At 71.0% G+C, this 14,773-nt stretch carries 18 protein-coding genes and 1 pseudogene; 5 read left to right on the top strand and 14 right to left on the bottom strand.

What is annotated here, in order from left to right; all coding sequences use genetic code 11:
• Positions 1 to 67 precede the first annotated feature (67 nt).
• From mmuM to ABZ154_RS22990, 6 genes are all read right to left on the bottom strand, one after another.
• Entirely contained in the window at positions 68 to 991 is a 924-nt protein-coding gene (gene mmuM, locus ABZ154_RS23015; protein WP_356835445.1) for a homocysteine S-methyltransferase, read from the bottom strand.
• Between the two features lie 70 nt (positions 992 to 1,061).
• Entirely contained in the window at positions 1,062 to 1,985 is a 924-nt protein-coding gene (locus tag ABZ154_RS23010) for an LLM class F420-dependent oxidoreductase (protein ID WP_356835443.1), read from the bottom strand.
• A gap of 34 nt (positions 1,986 to 2,019) precedes the next feature.
• Positions 2,020 to 2,520: a DUF6099 family protein gene (locus ABZ154_RS23005; RefSeq protein ID WP_356835441.1), complete on the bottom strand. Its 501-nt coding sequence runs from the start codon at positions 2,518 to 2,520 to the stop codon at positions 2,020 to 2,022.
• Between the two features lie 124 nt (positions 2,521 to 2,644).
• Positions 2,645 to 3,004: a nucleotide pyrophosphohydrolase gene (locus ABZ154_RS23000; RefSeq protein WP_356835439.1), complete on the bottom strand. Its 360-nt coding sequence runs from the start codon at positions 3,002 to 3,004 to the stop codon at positions 2,645 to 2,647.
• Positions 3,005 to 3,134: 130 nt separating this feature from the next.
• Positions 3,135 to 3,539, bottom strand: coding sequence for a cell division protein SepF (locus ABZ154_RS22995; protein ID WP_030572629.1), 405 nt, complete (start codon positions 3,537 to 3,539; stop codon positions 3,135 to 3,137).
• 216 nt (positions 3,540 to 3,755) lie between these two features.
• On the bottom strand, positions 3,756 to 4,553 hold the full coding sequence (locus ABZ154_RS22990) for a DeoR/GlpR family DNA-binding transcription regulator (protein WP_356835437.1): 798 nt from the start codon (positions 4,551 to 4,553) through the stop codon (positions 3,756 to 3,758).
• Between the two features lie 285 nt (positions 4,554 to 4,838).
• Between ABZ154_RS22990 and ABZ154_RS22985 the strand changes: the two are divergent.
• Together ABZ154_RS22985 and ABZ154_RS22980 are read left to right on the top strand one after the other, a co-directional pair.
• Positions 4,839 to 5,494, top strand: a pseudogene (locus ABZ154_RS22985) (DedA family protein).
• A complete protein-coding gene (locus tag ABZ154_RS22980) occupies positions 5,491 to 5,643 on the top strand; it encodes a hypothetical protein (protein ID WP_356835435.1) in 153 nt (50 codons plus the stop codon). The pseudogene ABZ154_RS22985 and the gene ABZ154_RS22980 overlap by 4 nt, the downstream one beginning before the upstream one ends.
• Here ABZ154_RS22980 and ABZ154_RS22975 read toward each other — a convergent pair.
• The 4 genes from ABZ154_RS22975 to ABZ154_RS22960 all read right to left on the bottom strand — a co-directional run bounded on the left by ABZ154_RS22975 (position 5,625) and on the right by ABZ154_RS22960 (position 9,409).
• Positions 5,625 to 6,140 carry a hypothetical protein gene (locus ABZ154_RS22975; RefSeq protein WP_356835433.1) on the bottom strand — a complete coding sequence of 172 codons (516 nt, stop codon included), beginning with the start codon at positions 6,138 to 6,140 and terminating at the stop codon, positions 5,625 to 5,627. The two genes, ABZ154_RS22980 and ABZ154_RS22975, sit on opposite strands and share 19 nt — an antisense overlap.
• A gap of 67 nt (positions 6,141 to 6,207) precedes the next feature.
• The gene (locus ABZ154_RS22970) at positions 6,208 to 7,275 is read right to left on the bottom strand and encodes an iron chelate uptake ABC transporter family permease subunit (protein WP_356835431.1); all 1,068 of its coding nucleotides are present in this window, start codon (positions 7,273 to 7,275) and stop codon (positions 6,208 to 6,210) included.
• Positions 7,272 to 8,309: an iron chelate uptake ABC transporter family permease subunit gene (locus ABZ154_RS22965; protein WP_356835429.1), complete on the bottom strand. Its 1,038-nt coding sequence runs from the start codon at positions 8,307 to 8,309 to the stop codon at positions 7,272 to 7,274. Before ABZ154_RS22965 ends, ABZ154_RS22970 begins: the two co-directional genes overlap by 4 nt.
• Positions 8,310 to 8,359: 50 nt before the next feature.
• Complete coding sequence (locus ABZ154_RS22960) at positions 8,360 to 9,409, bottom strand: iron-siderophore ABC transporter substrate-binding protein (protein ID WP_356835427.1); 1,050 nt, start codon at positions 9,407 to 9,409, stop codon at positions 8,360 to 8,362.
• Between the two features lie 316 nt (positions 9,410 to 9,725).
• Here ABZ154_RS22960 and ABZ154_RS22955 point away from each other — a divergent pair, with 316 nt between their 5' ends.
• Positions 9,726 to 10,220, top strand: coding sequence for a MarR family transcriptional regulator (locus ABZ154_RS22955; RefSeq protein ID WP_356835425.1), 495 nt, complete (start codon positions 9,726 to 9,728; stop codon positions 10,218 to 10,220).
• Between the two features lie 320 nt (positions 10,221 to 10,540).
• Here ABZ154_RS22955 and ABZ154_RS22950 read toward each other — a convergent pair whose 3' ends face one another.
• Together ABZ154_RS22950 and ABZ154_RS22945 are read right to left on the bottom strand one after the other, a co-directional pair.
• Positions 10,541 to 10,750, bottom strand: a complete 210-nt coding sequence (locus tag ABZ154_RS22950) for a DUF397 domain-containing protein (RefSeq protein WP_356835423.1) — start codon at positions 10,748 to 10,750, stop codon at positions 10,541 to 10,543.
• Complete coding sequence (locus ABZ154_RS22945) at positions 10,737 to 11,573, bottom strand: helix-turn-helix transcriptional regulator (protein WP_356835421.1); 837 nt, start codon at positions 11,571 to 11,573, stop codon at positions 10,737 to 10,739. Before ABZ154_RS22945 ends, ABZ154_RS22950 begins: the two co-directional genes overlap by 14 nt.
• Positions 11,574 to 11,748: 175 nt before the next feature.
• On the opposite strand from ABZ154_RS22945, the gene ABZ154_RS22940 reads away from it, so the two are divergent.
• Positions 11,749 to 12,084, top strand: a complete 336-nt coding sequence (locus tag ABZ154_RS22940; RefSeq protein ID WP_356835419.1) for a hypothetical protein — start codon at positions 11,749 to 11,751, stop codon at positions 12,082 to 12,084.
• Positions 12,081 to 12,305: a hypothetical protein gene (locus ABZ154_RS22935; protein WP_356835417.1), complete on the top strand. Its 225-nt coding sequence runs from the start codon at positions 12,081 to 12,083 to the stop codon at positions 12,303 to 12,305. Before ABZ154_RS22940 ends, ABZ154_RS22935 begins: the two co-directional genes overlap by 4 nt.
• A 2-nt stretch (positions 12,306 to 12,307) precedes the next feature.
• Here ABZ154_RS22935 and ABZ154_RS22930 read toward each other — a convergent pair whose 3' ends face one another.
• The gene (locus ABZ154_RS22930; RefSeq protein ID WP_356835415.1) at positions 12,308 to 13,351 is read right to left on the bottom strand and encodes a LuxR C-terminal-related transcriptional regulator; all 1,044 of its coding nucleotides are present in this window, start codon (positions 13,349 to 13,351) and stop codon (positions 12,308 to 12,310) included.
• Positions 13,352 to 13,815: 464 nt separating this feature from the next.
• On the bottom strand, positions 13,816 to 14,773 hold a 958-nt coding region (locus ABZ154_RS22925; protein ID WP_356835413.1), incomplete at its 5' end, for a PLP-dependent aminotransferase family protein.

Here is a 14,773-nt window from a genome sequence, read left to right as displayed (position 1 = left end):
ATGGTCCCCATCCCGCGCCCCTCACCAAGCATTTTCAGGGCCCCGGCAGCCCAGCTCCGTTTCTCCTTCAGAGCTCCAGCAGCCCAGCCAGCTCCTTGATCCGGTCCGGCCCCACCCGGCAGCAACCGCCGACGAGCCGCGCCCCGGCCCCGGTCCAGGCCCGTACCCGCCCCGGGTCGAAGGTGCTCGCCCCGGTCCATCCCCTCCCTTCGGCGTCCCAGCCCTCCCCGCTGTTCGGGTAGACCACGGCCGGCTTGCCCGTGACCTCCACCGCCACCCGCACCGCTTCCTCCGCCTCGGCGGGGTCGCAGCAGTTGACTCCGACGGCCACCACCCGCTCCCGCCCGGCGGCCACCGCGAACGCCTCCTCCAACGGCTGCCCGGCCCGGGTCCGCCCGCCCGCCACGCTGTACGAGAGCCAGATCGGCAGCCCGGTCTCCTCGGCCACCCGCACCACCGCCTCGGCCTCGTCCACGTCGGGCACCGTCTCCAGCGCCAGGACGTCGGGGCCCGCCTCGGCGAGCGCCGCCACCCGGGGGCGGTGGAAGCGCTCCAGTTCCGGGACGGTGAGCCCGTACCGCCCCCGGTACTCACTGCCGTCCGCGAGCATCGCCCCGTACGGGCCGACCGAGGCGGCGACCCAGACCTCCCGCCCGGGGTCGGCCCGGCGGGCCGCGCCGGCCGCCCGCCGGGCCAGCTCCACACTGCGGGCGAGGAGCGCCCCGGTCCGCTCGGGACCGATCCCGTGGCGCCCGAACCCCTCGAAGGTGGCCTGGTAGCTGGCCGTGATGAGGACCTGCGCTCCGGCGCGCAGATACGCCAGGTGGGCGGCCTCGACCTGCTCCGGGGCATCGGCCAGCAGCCGGGCCGACCACAGGGCGTCGGCGAGGTCGCACCCCTGTGCTTCCAGCTGGTTGGAGAGGCCGCCGTCCAGCAGGACGGGTCCTTCCGCCAGCGCTTCGGCGAGCGTACGGCCAAAGTTCACGGCCATCTCCTCCTCGTCCGTATCCGTCCGTCTGCCGAGCAGACGCGGGTCAGGTCGGTCAGGTCCGTCAGGTCGGTCAGGTCAGCTGGGACTGGATCTGCGAGGAGATCAGTTCCAGGTGGTCCAGGTCGCCCAGGTCGAGGGCCTGGAGGTAGATCCGGGAGCAGCCGATCGCCGCATACCGACCGATCTTGTCGACCACCTCGGCGGGCGAGCCGGCCAGTCCGTTGGCCTTCAGCTCCTCCACGTCCCGGCCGATGGCCGCTGCCCGCCGGGCCACCTCGGCGTCGTCCTTGCCGGTGCAGACGACCAGGGCGTTGGAGTACACCAGGTCGTCCGGATCGCGCCCGAACGCCTTCGCCGCGGCCCTGACCCGGCCGAACTGCTTCTCGCTGTCCTCCAGCGAGGCGAAGGGGATGTTGAACTCGTCCGCGTACTGCGCGGCGAGGCGCGGGGTGCGGGTCGCGCCGTGGCCGCCGATCAGGACGGGCACCTTGGCCTGGGCAGGCTTCGGCAGCGCGGGCGAGTCGGTGAGCTGGTAATAGGTGCCGTCGTAGCTGAAGGTCTTGCCGACCTCCGTCGCCCACAGACCGGTGACGATCGCCAGCTGCTCCTCCAGCCGGCCGAACTTCTCCTTCGGGAACGGGATGCCGTAGGCCCGGTGCTCCTCCTCGAACCAGCCCGCCCCCAGGCCCAGTTCGACCCGGCCGCCGGACATCTGGTCGACTTGGGCCACCTGGATGGCGAGCACGCCGGGCAGCCGGAAGGTGCCCGCCGTCATCAGCGTGCCGAGCCGGATCCGGTTGGTCTCGCGAGCGAGGCCGGCCAGCGTGATCCAGGCGTCGGTCGGGCCGGGCAGACCGTCGCCGGAGCCCATGCGGAGGTAGTGGTCGGAGCGGTAGAAGGCGTCGAAGCCGAGGTCCTCGGTGGCCTTGGCGACGGTGAGCAGGGTGTCGTAGTCGGCCCCTTGCTGGGGCTCGGTGAAGATTCGAAGATCCATGCACCCATCCTGCCCCTTCGGCGGCGCCTCTTCCTCAGGGCCCCGCCGCCGAGGGGGCGGGGCCCCGTATCCCGCCGTAGGGGCCATCGCGCTCCCGCTCCCGCTCGGCCAGCCGTCTCAGCAGCCCGTGCACCCGGTCCAGCGACTCGTCGGCGGCGTCCATGGCTTCGATGCACTGCCAGTAGAGCCCGTCCTCCCCCGTGTCGCAGGCCACCGAGACCAACGCGATCCCGGCCTCGCCGAGGAGCAGCGCCAGGCCCGTCAGGGCCGCCCGCACATCGGCGATCCCGGAGAGCTGCGCCGCCCGTGTGCCCCGGGAGAGGACCGCCGGGTGGTCCGGCGCCGCGCACCCGCCGCCGATCTCACCGAGGGCCCGTGCCTCGCCCCGTAACTCCATCGGGCCGAACAGCGCCAGTCGGCTGCCGACCGTCCTCGCGAGGGCCTGGGCCTGCCAGGCCTCCGCCACCACGTCCAGCGCGCCCCGGCTCTCGGCCAGCGCCCGCCGACCCGTCTCGATGAGTCGCTCCGCTTCCATGTGTTTCCCCCGTCATCACGAAAACCCGCTCACCTCTTTCATTACCCACAGTGAGGTAAATGGCACCGGAAGGCCAGAGGAAATCGGAAATCTGTGGACACAAAATCGATTGCGGATAAGTCGATCACTCCGAAGAGTGACGATCCTGGGGTTCCGAGGGGCTCGGCGCGGGGAAGCGCTTCTCGTTCCGGTCCATCTTGGCCGCCAGCGCCTGCAGCGGATCGATGCCCAGCACCTCGCAGAACTGGAGGAGATAGGCGAGTACGTCGGCGACCTCGTCGGCCACGCGGTGGGCCGCTTCGGGCTCGTCCATGATCCGGGCGGACTGTTCGGGCGTCAGCCACTGGAAGATCTCGACCAGTTCGGACGCCTCGACGCTGAGGGCGGCCACCAGATTCTTCGGGGTGTGGTACTGCCCCCAGTCCCGCACCGCAGCGAACGCGGCCAGCCGTCGCTGGAGTTCTGCCACATCGAGTTCTGTCACGGCCCCAGGTCTACCACCGCCGCCCCGGCCACCGCCGTCCCGGGCCGCCGTCCCGGACAACGCCGCCCCGGACGCCCCCCGAGGGGCGTCCGGCGGCGAGGCCGACGAGGAGGGGCGGAAGGAGGGAGGACTACGACTGGGCGAGCCCGGCCGGAGTGACCCCCTCGACCTCCATGCCCTCCGGAGCCAGCAGGAAGACGTTCCGGTCGACGCGGTGCATACCGCTGCCGAGCCCGAAGACCACGCCGCTGCTGAAGTCGAGGATCCGCTTGGCGACGTCCGTCTCCGCCGCCGTCAGGTCGAGCAGCACCGGAACCTGGGCGACCAGGTACTCCGCGACCTCGCGGGCGTCCGCGAAGACCTGCACCCGCAGCACCACGAGGCGGCGCTGTTCGGCCACCCGCTCGTCCGGGACCGTGCGGTGGTCGATCCGGGACGGCCACTCGTCGCGGCCGCGCAGGGGTACGACCTGGGCGAGCCCCTCCCACTGTTCGTCGGTGGCGTCATACCTGTCGTACCTGTCGTACCTGCTCACAGGGCCACCCCGTCGTCAAGCCGGTCGAATTCGCGCCGGCTGCGCTCACTGTTCATCGGGCAATCCTCTCGTCCCTCACTCGTTCGGCGTACCAACGACACGGCGAAGGGCCGGATCGAGTCGCTCTCACACCGTGCTGAGCCCGCTCACCATGCTGGACTCTCACACCGTGCTGGACTCTCACACCGTGCTGGACTCTCACACCGTGATGGACTCTCACACCGTGATGACCTGGACCCCCGCCTCGCCGAACCGGTCCCTCGCCTCCGCCGTGATGTGCGCGTCGGTGACCAGCACATCGACAAGGCCGAGGTCGCAGACCCGGGCGAAGGCCCGCCTGCCGATCTTCGAGGAGTCGGCGGCGACCACCACCCTCTGCGCCCGCTCCGCCAGGAGCCGGTTGACGCTGGCCTCGCCCTCGTGGTGGACGTAGGCGCCGCGTTCGATGTCGATGGCGTTCACCCCGAGGACGGCGACGTCGAGCGTGATCTCGTTCATCACGCCGACGGCCAGCGGGCCGGTCAGTTCGTACGACTGCGGCCGGGCCACGCCGCCCGTGACGACCATCTTGATCTGCGGCCGGATCGCCAGCTCGCTCGCGATGTTCAGCGCGTTGGTCACGACGGTGAGCGTCGGCTGCCCGCCCGCCACCGTGGTCTCGCCGACGATGTCGGGGCGGACCGCCAGCGCGCGGGCCACCTCGGTCACCGTCGTACCGCCGGTCAGGCCGACCACCTCGCCGACAGCGACCAGGCCGGAGACCGCACGGCCGATGGCCTGCTTCTCGGGGGCGTGGCGGCCGGTCTTGTAGCGGAGCGCCAGCTCGTAGGAGACGCCGTGCGCGACCGCTCCGCCCCGGGTGCGGGTGAGCAGGTGCTGTTCGGCGAGCTGGTCCAGGTCGCGGCGGATGGTCGCGGCCGATACGGCGAGCGCGGCCGCCGCCTCCTCGACCTCCACCCTGCCGTGCTTGCCGACCAGTTCCAGCAGCGCGTCCCACCGGGCGTCCCTGGCCACGTGCGTCTCCTTCACCGTCCGGTGCCGGGCTCCGCGCTTCCCGGGAACGCGGTCGCCGGTGGCCGGACCGCCGCAAGCGTCGCACAGGAGCCCGGCGCTCACCCAGTTCCGGTCCCGTCCGGGGCCGCACGCCGAGGTCCGGGTCGGGAGGCGGAGCGGGGGCCCGACCCGGAGCGCCCCGCCACCTGCCCGGCCGGTGGTGCCGGCCCAGACCTGAGGAACGATGGAGGGCAGGAGGCGGCCGACGCCCCTCCGGGCACCCGGCGCCCCACGCGGAGGGCCTTCATGCACCTCGCACTGTCAGTCGCTGCCGAGGGGCCGAAGGGCGGCGTCTCGGGCTGGGCCACCGGACTGGTCGAGACGTTCGGCGGGCCGGGCGCCGGGACGGCCATCGCCCTGGAGAACCTGTTCCCTCCGCTGCCGAGCGAGATCATCCTCCCGCTGGCCGGGTCCCCCGTGTCGCAGGGCGTGCTCGCCTGGCCTCAGCGCTGTTCTGGACGACGCTCGGCTCGGTCGTCGGGGCGGTGGCGCTGTACGGGCTCGGAGCCGTCTTCGGCCGGGAGCGGATGCACGCCCTCCGGGCCAAGCTGCCGCTGGTCAAGCCTTCGGACCTGGTGCGCACGGAGGATTGGTTCGCGCGGCACGGCACCAAGGTGATCCTGCTGGGCCGCACGGTGCCGGTCTTCCGGAGCCTGATCTCGGTACCCGCGGGTGTGGAGCGCATGCCGCTGCCGTTGTTCGTCGGGCTGACGACCGCGGGCAGCTCGGTGAGGAACACCGTGCTGGTGCCGGCGGGTCACTGGCCCGGCGGCAGCTGGGACGTCGACGGGACGTACGTCGGGCTCATGTCCAAGGTCGTAGTCGGGGTGGCAGTGCTGGCGCTGACCTGGTACGTCGTGACGCGCGTCCGGGGCCGCGAGGACTCCCGGCGCGGCGAGTGACGGACGACGCCGGCCCGTACGCCATCGCCTTCCGGCACCGCCCACCCCCGGACACCGCCCGGCGCTCCCGGACGCCGTGGCGCCGGGAGTACCGCTACCGCTCGGCGGTGGCCGGGGCGCGGCCGCCGGCTCAGGACTCCTCGAAGTAGGCGTCCAGCACTGCGTCCAGCTCAGCCGGCCACTCCTTGAGCTGCGCCCGGCTCGCCGCCTCGACCTCGGCGTTGAACCAGCGGCGGGTCGACAGGTGCACGGTCACGGTGAACCGGCGGCCGAAGCGGGCGGGATGCATCTCCACCGCGCCGATCTCGGACCAGTCGAAGTCGGCCTCCTGGTCGTCCAGCGTGAACCGGACGCCTGCCCGGGCCACCCGGATCGAGCCGCGCCGGTCGCTGATCTCGAACACCGGGCCGTCCTCGGGCTCTTCCGCTTCCGCTTCCCCGTCGGTCCCGGCGTCGGTCGCCGCATCCGCCACTTCGGGCGACTCAGGCGCTTCGTCGGTCTCCGGGTCCCTCTGCGGTGCGGCCTCCGATTCCGGTTCGGTCTTCCGGGTCGCGACAGGTGCCGCCAGGCCGGGGAGGGGGATGAACGCCGGGTCGGTGCCTGCGGCGAACTCGGGCTTCTTGTTCGACTCTATGCTCTGCTCCACGGCGGGCAGTATGGTCGACGAACCTGTACGTGACCAGTCGGCGCCGTCGCGGCGCGGTGCCGGACCGTCAGAGCACCCCCCGGCGCCACTCCCGTATCAGCAGGTAGCCGAGGTACACACCGCCGATCGCCATGGTGTAGATCCCGACCGGCAGGTCCTCGAAGACCGGCAGCTGCTGGGCGCAGAGGTCGGCGGCCACCAGCAACAGGCCGCCGGTGAGGCCGGAGAGCAGCAGGTGGGGGCCGGATCCGCGGCTGAGGCGCTTGGCGATCTGCGGGGCCGTCAGGGCGATGAAGGCGATGGGTCCCGAGACGCTGACGGCGGCCGCCGAGAGGGCGATGGCGAGGACCACGGCGAGGGTCTTGGCCTTCCTCGGTTCGGAGCCGAGTCCTTCCGCGATGTCGTCGCCCATCTCGCCGATGTCGAGCCGCCGGGAGATCAGCGCGGTCAGCGGGGCGGCAGCGAGCAGGACCAGCCAGATGGTGGTGGCGTCGGTCCAGGAGCGGGCGGTGAGGCTGCCGTTGACGTAGGCGGTGAGGACGGATGCCTTGTCGCGTTCCAGGGCGTAGACGACGTACTGGGTGACGGCGGCGCCCATCGCGGCGACCCCGATACCGGCGATGACGAGCCGGGCGGGGTTGCGGAAGCCGGTGCCGGTGGAGACGTACACGAGGGCCATCGCGAGGACCGCGCCGAGGAGCGCGCCGACGGCGACGGGAAGGGTGTCGGGGAACATCAGCGCGCAGATCGCGGCGCCCGCACCTGCTCCGGCGGAGAGGCCGATGACGTCGGGGCTGCCGAGCGGGTTGCGGGTGACGGACTGGAAGAGCGCGCCGGAGAGGCCGAGCGCGGCGCCGACCCCGATGGCGACGGTGAGGCGGGGCCCGCGCAGCCGGTTGAAGACGAGGCGGTCCTTGCCCTCGGCGTCCCCGAGGAGGGCCGCCGGCAGGTCGGCGAGGTCCAGGCCGAGGCGTCCCCAGGTGAGCGTGGCCACGGCGGCTACGAGGAGGAGGACGAGGAGCCCGGCGCCCGCGAGGACGGAGGCGCGGCGCATCGGCAGGGCGACGGTGCGGCCGACGACCAGGTAGCCGCGGGGGGCCTTGACAGGCTCTCGAAGGGGTTCGGTGACGGTCATGTCGTGCCCCGCATCCTGCGTACGGCGATGAGCAGCGCGGGTGCGCCGATGAACGCGGTGACGACGCCGACCATGAGTTCGGTGGGGCGCATGACGACCCGGCCCACCACGTCGGCGAGGAGCAGCAAGGTGGGCCCCAGCAGCGCGGAGAAGAGCATCTGGACGCGGAAGTCGACGCCGACCAGGGCCCGCACGACGTGCGGAACGGCGAGGCCGACGAAGGCGATCGGGCCGACGGCTGCGGTCGCGGCGGCGCTGAGCAGGGTGGCGGCGAGAAGCCCGCCGCCCCGGGTGCGCGCGGGGTGCGAGCCGAGGGCGACGGCGGTCGCGTCGCCGAGGGCCAGGGCGTTGAGGCCGGGGCCGAGGGCGAGGGCGAGAAGAAAACCGGCGGCGGCGAAGGGCAGGACGGACCAGAACACGTCGAAGTCCCGGCCGCCGAGAGCCCCGACGACCCAGTAGCGGTAGCTGTCGAACACCTGCGGCTTGCTGAGGGTCACCGCCTGGATGAACGCCATCAGGACGGCGGTGAGCACGGCCCCGGCGAGCACCAGGCGCACCACGCTCGTACCCGTACCGGCGGAGCCGATGACATGGACGAGCACCCCGGCGACCAGTGCACCGGGCAGTGCCCACCACATGGTGTCGGTGGCCCCGGAGGCGCCGAACCAGGCGGTCGCGGCGACGATGCTCGCGGAGGCGCCCGCGTTGATGCCGAGGAGGCCCGGTTCGGCCAGCGGGTTGCGCGAGACGCCCTGCATGAGCGTTCCGGCGACCGCGAGGCAGAGTCCGGCGAGGACGCCGAGGACGGTGCGGGGGTAGCGGCTCTCGATGATGGCGGTGACGTTGGCGTCCGCGCTGCCTCCGAGCACGCCGAGGACATCACCGAACGAGGTGCTGCGACTGCCGAACATGACACTCGCGCAGAGCGCGACCGCCAGCGCGGCGACCGCCGCGAACAGGAGGAACGCCGTCCGAGCGGCGCCGGTACGGGAGGTACCGGCGCCGCTCGGCGGTGCGGCCGTGGTGGTTGCCATGGGAGTGAAGTGTGCCTGGTGACCTCTGCGGTCCGGATACCCGGCCGGGGTTACTTGCCGGCCTTCTTGACGGCCTCGTCGATGATCGGCAGGTAGCGCTCGATCGTCCACGGCACGGTCAGCGGGTTGATGATCGAGGAGGCGGTGACGAAGGAGTTGTCGTTGCTCGCGACGACGGCGCCCTTCTTGATCGCGGGGATCGCGCCGTACAGCTTCTGGCCCTCGATCTCCTTGCGGTTCTTCGCGTCCGTGTAGAACGTGAAGACCAGGTCGCTGTCCTTCAGCTTCTCGGCGTTCTCCAGGCCGATGAGGGCCGAGTCGGTGCCGGGGGTCTCCTTGAAGCCGTTGACGACCGGATCGACCTTCAGGCCGAGCGAGGAGACCATCTTGACGCGCTGCTCCTCGGGCTTGAAGACGCCGAGGGTGCCGGGACCGGAGTTGTAGATGTAGGAGAAGGTGACGTCCTTGTAGTTCGGCCGGGTGGCCGCGGCGTCGGCGAGCTGCTTCTCGATCTTCTTCTTGAGGCCGTCGGTGTCCTTGGTCCGGCCGAGCGCCTTGCCGATGATGTCGATCTGCTGGTCCCAGTCGGTGCTCCACGCCTGGTCCGGGTAGGCGACCGTGGGGGCGATGTCCTTGAGGACGTCGTACTGCTTCTGCGTGATGCCCGACCAGGGGGCGAGGATGACGTCCGGCTCCAGCTCGGTGATGGCCTCGAAGTCGATCTCCTCGCCGCCCGCGAACTGCTTGGGCAGCTTGTCCCCGGACTTCTTCACGGCTTCGTTGATCCACGGGAGGTAGCCGGACTTGTCGCTGCCCCACGGGTAGCTCTCGATGCCGACCGGCGTCTGGCCGAGGGCTATCGCGGTCTCGGCGGAACCCTGGCCGAGGGTGACGATGCGCTCGGGCTTCGCGTCGATCTTCGCGGTGCCGAGCGAGCTCCTGATCGAGACGGGGAAGGCTCCGCCGCTCTTCCCTGTGTCCTTCGCCGAGTCCTCGCCGCTGTCACCGTCCGAGGAGCAGCCGGCCAGGACGACGGCGAGGGCCACGGCGGTGGCCGAAGCGGCAAGGGTGTGACGACGCACGCGGGTGAAGCCGAGCATGGGTGTTCCTCATGGTTGGACGAACGAGTGAGAGTTAGGCAAGCCTAAGCTAAACCTACAGGGAGTCTCGATGGGCCCCTCCCTCACCCTCCCGAAAGGCGCCGCCGGAGAGGTCACCCTCCCGCATCAGCCGCCCGTGGTCGACGGCGAGGGTCGCCGGGGTGGCCGACCGCCCGGCGGGATTTCCGCCACGGTCCGCCCCACCGGTGCGGCGCTAGGCTGATGGCGGAAACGGCGGGCGGAAGCGTTCTGGAGCCGGACCATCTCGCAATGCCAAAGGGGCCGGTACGCCGTCCTGGACCCAGGAGGAGCAGTCATGGCCGCCGCACAGCCGTCCCGCCTCACCTCGCGCAACCGGGAGCCTGAGGCCGGCGGCCGTGATCGGTACTTCTCCAAGCTGGTGCAGGAACGGCCCGACATCGCCCTGTGCCGGGCGACGACGCTGGTGACCCGCACCATCGACGAGGAGCTGGCCGGGCGGCGGCTCACCATGGCCCAGCACCTGGTGCTGAAGATGCTGAGCGACGGCGGCCCCTGTTCCCAGCAGGAGCTCAGCGAGGAGTTGCGGATCGACCGCAGCGTGATGGTGGGGTGCATCGACGGGCTGGAGGACTCCGGTCTCGTACGGCGTGAGCGCCATCCCCGGGACCGCCGGGCCTACGCGGTCACGCCGACGTCGGAGGCCGGGCCGGCGCTGGAGGAGGCGGAGGGCGGCGTGCCGCATCTGCTGGACCGGGCCTTCGGCGCCCTCACGGCGACCGAGCGCCGGACCCTGACCCGGCTGATGGGCAAGATCCTCGACGTGACCTGAGGGCAGGAGGGACGCGGCGGGCGGGGTCTCCGCACCGTCAGCGGCCGCCGGGGCCGTAGCGTCCACCGGGACCTGCGGGGACTGCGGGGACGGCGGGGACGGCTCACCCGGGACGGGGGTGGGGGGAGAGGGTGGGTGGGGATGGCTGAGCGAGCCCCTACGTGTTCATGTACTTGACGCAGCCACGCTAGGTGCTGCGCAACAGTGCGATCTCACACAGCACTAGGTTTGAGGAGGTGCCCGGCGTGACTTTCGGCGGGCGGGTACGCGATGGCCTCCGCTGAACGTGTCAGCGGAGGCCATCGCGTACCGGCGTCGGATCAGACGCTCAGGTCGTTGCCCTTCACAGCGGCGACGAACGACGACCAGCGGGCGGCTGTGAACGTGAGAACTGGGCCGTTAGGGTTCTTGCTGTCCCGGACCGGAACGACCGGGGCGAAGTCGTCGGCAACCTCAAGGCACTGGCCACCGTCCTGGTTGCTGTAGCTGCTCTTGCGCCAAGTGGCTGCGGTCAGATCAAGGGCTCGCACGTACTTCCTCCAGGATGCGCAGAATGAACCTCCGCGACTCGGCTGGCGAAAGAGCCAGGTCGCGTACCGAATCGTACGCACGTTGCAGCCGCTCAACCGTTACAGAGTCCTCGATGAGTTCGCCCCTGTACCCGTTCTCGGCATACGCCACGGTACGCCCATCGGGCAAGCGGAGGAACATGACGTCAGCGTTGGTGAGGCCGTGCAGGCCCGCACTGAACGGTGCCACCTGCAGGATCACGTCATCCCGCTCGCCGACCTCCAACAGATACTCCAACTGCTGCTGCCACACCTGCGGATCGCGCAGCGACGTCCGCAACACCGCCTCCGAGAGGATGGTCCGGAACTGTGGCGCATCCTCGCCGGCAAGCAGCTCTCGCCGCCCCATCCGCGCGTCAACCTGCTGGTCCAGCGCCTCTCCCTTGAGTCCACCGGCCGACAACACCTCCCGCGCATACGCAGGCGTCTGCAACAACCCCGGCAGCACGCTCACCGCGAAGTGCCACAGGCTCACCGCCTCGGCCTCCAGCGCCATGTACCGCCGGTACCGCTCCTTGAACTGCGTCTTGTCGCTGACGGCCAACTCCCAGAGCGCCAGCAGCAGCCCCGGCGTCCCGTAATGGACGTCCAGCGCCTGGACCACCTCCGGGCCGCCGACCGTCTCTCCCTTCTCCATCTTGCCGAAGAGCGACCAGTCCCAGCCCAGTCGGTCGCCCAGCTGCCGCAGGCTGTGGCCGCGTGCCGTGCGCAGCAGCCGCAGCTCCTCCGCGAAACGTGCGCGTGGTTCCCTGCTGCGGCCCGTGACCGCTCGCCTCGTCGGCATCGCGTCCTCCGTGGAACGTGTGGAACGTGGTTCTCCTGGCCGGGAAGCTGTGCCCGGCTTCGGCGGGACGGCACTCCTGGCCAGGCCATTGTCGTAATGAGCCCCTCACGCACGGTAGTTCAGGACGCGTGGCCGGGGCGCCGGTTCCGTGCAACATCAGCCGAAGGAGGACGCCATGCCGTCCAAGCCGCCTCTCCCCCGCCGTACACCGCAGAGCGCCTCTCTCAACTCCGGGGCCGCCCAGGTGAAGGAGGCGATGGATGCGCGGGACGCGTTGGCCACCGCCCTCACCCGGGCCGGTATCCAACTGCCCGCCATGGATGTCCGTACGCCGTGGGCCGACACCGTTCGCGAGGACGACGAGGACGGCCCGGGCGCCGGGCCGGGCGACAAGGGCGCCGCCTCGGAGCATTCGGGCGAGATTCGGTACGCCCTCGTCCACCTCGGGGTCTGCTCCGCCCCTGTGGCCCACGCGTTGGCGACCGCCATCACGAACGGGCTGGCCGGGTGACGGAGGGCGGTGCCCCGGATGTCGGGGCGGCCGTCCATGACGCCGGGTGCGACCGGGTGGGAGTGGTGCTCGGACACCGGGGCGCCTTCCTCCGGCTCGGCCCGCTCGGGGGCGGGCGCGCCTGGGAGGCTGACCCGGCGAACGTACGGCCCCTCAGCCGTGCCGAACGGCTGAGCGCACAGCTAGCCGAGGTGAACGCCCGCAGCCGGCAGCCGCGCTGACGTCAGCCGCAGGACTCCCGCGTGTTCGGGCGGCGTTGACGAGCCGGGGAACCGGGGGCCTCCCCGGGGAGAGCGCCGCCCTGTTCGAGCAACCGCCGCTGCGAGAGGAGATAGCCCAGCTCCGCCCTGCTGCGGCTGCCCAGCGCTTCGGAGACCTTCCGGATGTGGGTGGATACCGTGCGAGCGCTCATGCCCAGCCGGGACGCGATGGATTCGTCCGTGTGGCCGGTCACGACCATGCGGAGCACGGTCCTGCGGACGGAGCTGGTGAGCAGGTCGGGGCGGTGCCGTTCGACGGTGATGGCGACGGGCTCCGCGCGTTCCCACGCGTGGTCGAACATCTTGGCCAGGAACTCGACCACCCCAGGATGGCGGAGAGCCAGCGCGGTGCTCTTGCGCTCCGTGGTCCCCGGGATGAAGGCGATGGCACGGTCGCAGACGATGACGCGCTCGAAGATCTCATCCACGGTTCGGACCCGGGCACCCTCGGCGAGGACCTGTTCGATGTAGGCGAGGGTGGGCGCGTGTGACCGGACGCTGTGCTGGTAGAGGGTGCGCTGCCGTACGCCTTTCCGCAGCAGCTCGAGATCGCGGGGTAAGGCCTCGGCGAGCAGCGTGGGTGACCGGCCGCCGCCGGGCTGCGCGGTCAGCAACTCCTCCTTGCAGGACCCGACGGCCTTCCGCAACGCCTCACCGATCACCTCTTCGCCGTTCAGGGACTCGACGGGCGGCTCGGCCCGGCGCTGGACCTTTCGGTAGACGGCTTCCGCCGCGAGAAAGGATGAATGCAGGACTTCCAGGGATTTCCGGCGCTCTTCTATGTCGCGCTCGACATGGCGTGCGAGCAGCGATTCGGCGATTCCCGGGGGAACGGGCACGTACACGTCCCGCCGGCCGGGCAGCGGCCTGAGCAGACCGGAGCGTACGAGGGACCCGGGCACTTCACCGGATATCGTGCCCGCCTCCAGCGCCTCGCGGTAGCGCCGCAGCACCTCCTCGCTCAGGCGCACCTCACTAAGGGACGTTTTGTCAGGTTCTGAGGCCATCTGCTCATCCTTCGTGTTGCCGCAATGCGTGGTCGGGACGACAGGCAGGCTCGCACCGTCACCGGAATATGCATAAGGATGGCCGTGACGCAAACAATGCGCCCGAAAAGGAACGACAGGGATACCACCACCCGGGTTATCCACAGGAACGCGCCCGGGAAATTTCACAAACGGGAAACACCCTCCGTGAAACATGGAAACAATCACATCGATAAGGTGATGGTATGTATCGGACCGTCAGCGCTGCGCCTACTTGCTTTGCAGAACCCACGCGCCACGTAAAACGGGCACGAAAAGACTCGGCCTGGGGCTGATGCACGAAAAGCGCAAACAGCGTCATTCCCTATTCGGCCGATTTCGCCTCGAAATTGACGGAGAACTGTCTCACGCTCTGAGACGGCCGAGGCGGTGAGTGCGCCCGCACCGAGTCCGGGCCGGCTCCCGCCGCGCCCCGCCCCGTCCTCTCAGTCGTGGGCGAGATCGTCCGGCGTGGACCGGGCGAGGTCGCCCAGGGTCGCGAGAGCCCGGGAGAGCGTCTCCTCGCCGGGCGAGGCGAGGCCGAGCCGGATCGCGTGCGATCCGCGGTGGCGGCCTACGGAGAACGCGGCGGCCGGAGTGACCGCGATGCCGTGCCGCGCCGCGGCGGCGACGAAGGTGTCGGCACGCCACGGACGCGGCAGCTCCCACCAGCGGTAGTACGACCCCGGCGCGCTGCGGGTCACGAAATCCCCGAGGTGGCGCTGCGCGATCTCCTGTCGCTCAACGGCCTGTCGCTGCTTGGCCCGTACGAGCGTTTCCACGACGCCGTCCGCCTGCCACTGGGCCATCGCCTGCAACGGAAAACCCATGGGCGTCCAGCCCCCCGAGCGCAGAGCGGCCGCCACCCCGCCCGACACGCCGGCGGGGGCCACCGCGAACCCGAGGGAGAGCCCCGGGGACAGCCGCTTGGACAGGCTGTCGACGAGGACCGTCCGCTCGGGCGCACGCGACGCGAGGGGCGGAGAATCATCCCGGAGGAAGGCCCAGACGGCGTCCTCGATCGCATGGATCCCGCACGTCAGCAGCACATCGGCCAAGCGGTCCAGCCTGTCCGCGGGCATGGTCAGCGACAGCGGATTGTGCAGGACGGGCTGCACGTAGACGGCGTGCAGCGGCCCCGCCCGGTGCGCCTCCTCCACCGCCTCCGGGATCAGCCCGGCCTCGTCCATGGCGAGCGGCACAAGGGTGACGCCCAGCCGGGTGGCGATCGCCTTGAGCACCGGATACGTCAACTCCTCGACGCCCAGCCGCGCGCCCGGCCGCGTCACCGCCGCGACGACCGCCGAGATCGCCTGCCGCCCGCTGCCGGCGAACAGGATCCGCGCCGGATCGGTGTGATGTCCGGTTCGCCGGAGACCACGACCGGTGGCCGGGCGCTGAAGT

This window comes from Streptomyces sp. NPDC006261, assembly GCF_040613515.1.
Classification (GTDB): Bacteria; Actinomycetota; Actinomycetes; order Streptomycetales; family Streptomycetaceae; genus Streptomyces.
Note: the sequence above shows the minus strand (reverse complement) of the source record. Positions and strands in the feature narration are given on the sequence as shown.

Coding starts and splice junctions, on each gene's coding strand:
- mmuM (WP_356835445.1), bottom strand. CDS start 991: ATGGCCGTGAACTTTGGCCGTACGCTCGCCGAAGCGCTGGCGGAAGGA.
- ABZ154_RS23010 (WP_356835443.1), bottom strand. CDS start 1,985: ATGGATCTTCGAATCTTCACCGAGCCCCAGCAAGGGGCCGACTACGAC.
- ABZ154_RS23005 (WP_356835441.1), bottom strand. CDS start 2,520: ATGGAAGCGGAGCGACTCATCGAGACGGGTCGGCGGGCGCTGGCCGAG.
- ABZ154_RS22970 (WP_356835431.1), bottom strand. CDS start 7,275: ATGACCGTCACCGAACCCCTTCGAGAGCCTGTCAAGGCCCCCCGCGGC.
- ABZ154_RS22965 (WP_356835429.1), bottom strand. CDS start 8,309: ATGGCAACCACCACGGCCGCACCGCCGAGCGGCGCCGGTACCTCCCGT.
- ABZ154_RS22960 (WP_356835427.1), bottom strand. CDS start 9,409: ATGCTCGGCTTCACCCGCGTGCGTCGTCACACCCTTGCCGCTTCGGCC.
- ABZ154_RS22955 (WP_356835425.1), top strand. CDS start 9,726: ATGGCCGCCGCACAGCCGTCCCGCCTCACCTCGCGCAACCGGGAGCCT.
- ABZ154_RS22945 (WP_356835421.1), bottom strand. CDS start 11,573: ATGCCGACGAGGCGAGCGGTCACGGGCCGCAGCAGGGAACCACGCGCA.
- ABZ154_RS22940 (WP_356835419.1), top strand. CDS start 11,749: ATGCCGTCCAAGCCGCCTCTCCCCCGCCGTACACCGCAGAGCGCCTCT.
- ABZ154_RS22930 (WP_356835415.1), bottom strand. CDS start 13,351: ATGGCCTCAGAACCTGACAAAACGTCCCTTAGTGAGGTGCGCCTGAGC.